General features: G+C 71.1%; 2 protein-coding genes and 1 pseudogene. All 3 read left to right on the top strand.

Annotated features, from left to right (window positions below; translation table 11 throughout):
- The coding region (locus tag Ae150APs1_RS32695) for a DDE-type integrase/transposase/recombinase (protein WP_212567188.1) at window positions 1–416 on the top strand (416 nt) is incomplete at its 5' end.
- A 9-nt stretch (window positions 417–425) separates the two neighbouring features.
- Window positions 426–737 carry an integrase core domain-containing protein gene (locus tag Ae150APs1_RS32700; RefSeq protein WP_212567129.1) on the top strand — a complete coding sequence of 104 codons (312 nt, stop codon included), beginning with the start codon at window positions 426–428 and terminating at the stop codon, window positions 735–737.
- 218 nt (window positions 738–955) lie between these two features.
- A pseudogene (locus tag Ae150APs1_RS33435) lies at window positions 956–1,576 on the top strand (cell division protein FtsK); the annotation flags it as partial.

Raw genomic sequence — 1,576 nt, forward strand, 5'->3', positions numbered from 1 at the left:
CCGCGGTGGGCGTGGCGTTCGACGCTGCCCAGCGGTTGCACGGCTCGCCGAGGTTGCACGCGGACCTGCGTGAGGCCGGCTGGCAGGTCTCGGAGAAGACTGTGGCGGACTCGATGCGTCGCCAGGGCCTGGTCGCGCGCCGGATCAAGAGACGCAACGGGCTGGCCCGTCAGGACCGCGCAACGCCGAAGTTCCCCGACCTGCTCAGACGCGACTTCACCGCGGCCGAGCCGAACCGCCGCTGGGTCGGGGACATGACCGAGATCCCCACCGCGGCCGGGAAGCTGTATCTGGCCACGGTGATCGACCTGTACTCGCGGCGGTTGCTCGGCGCGGCCACCGGACTGCACCCGAACGCCGAGCTGGCGTGTGAGGCCATCCGGATGGCCACCGCGGCCCGCGGTGGGGCGGGCTAGATCCGAGGAGTGATCTTTCACACCGACCGCGGGTCGACCTACACCGCCGGGGCGTTCACCGCGCTGTGTCGGCGGCTGGAGATCCGCCAGTCGATGGGTCGGGTCGGGTCGTGTTTCGACAACGCCGCGGCGGAGGCGTTCTTCTCCAGCCTGGAGTGGGAAGTATTGTCCCGCAACGACTTCGACACCACCAGCAGGGCGCGGGCGGTGGTCATCGACTGGTGCTACGGCTTCTACAACCACCGCCGGCGACACAGCGCCGCGGGCGGGCTCTCACCGATCAACTACGAGAACGCCGCTCTCACCCGAGACGCGGCATAGGGAACCCTCCACGATCTTGGGGGAACCACAGGCACCGGACCGGGCATGGGTGTTGATGGTGGGGCGGGTGCGGTGTGGTGCGAGGTGTGTCTGACCCCGCTGGATGAAGTGGCGTCGGCGCCGCGGCGGTGTGGTGATCATCGCGGGCAGCTCGCGTTGGTCCCGGCGCCGGTGGTGTGTGGGCCGCGTCGTTCCCCGGAGCGGGACGGGGACCGGCGATGACAACGACGACGGCGGGTGCTCTGGTCCTGGCCGGGTTGGTGGCGCTGGCGGCGCTGGCTGGTCTGCACTGGTTGGGGCAGTTCTTCGGCCGGATCGCTGAGGGTCTGGCGACGATCGCGGTCGTGTTCGTCACCGTGTGGCTGGTGGGCAAGGCCACGGTGATCGTCGCGGTGTGGGTGGTCCGGCATTGGCGTACCACGATCACGACGGTCGGGGTCGTCGGGTGGTGCTGGCTGTGGGGCTGGCCGTCGCTGCTGGTCAGCTGTGTTGCGGCGGTGCTGGTGCTGTCGGTGTGGTGGTGGGTCTCGGTGGTGTCGTTCGACCGCGGGGCCGGACGCCACCTGCGGGCGTGGTGGCTGCGCTGGGCGGTCTATGCCCCTCGGATGCCCCGCTGGCTGCGTTCGTGCAACCTCACGGTCCCTGATCGGGTGGGGCCGGCGGTGGCGCAGGTGAATCCGTTGCGCCGGAATCCGTTGCGTCGGACCCTGGTGGTGTCGCGGGCGCGGCCGGTGGCTGATCAGCGCCCCCGGATCGTGGGGGTCCGGTCGGGGCCGTCGTGGGACGAGGTCCGGGTCCGACTGGTGGCGGGGCAGCCCCCCCCCCCCCCCCCCCCCCCC

Source organism: Pseudonocardia sp. Ae150A_Ps1 (genome assembly GCF_001932315.1).
Taxonomy (GTDB): Bacteria; Actinomycetota; Actinomycetes; order Mycobacteriales; family Pseudonocardiaceae; genus Pseudonocardia.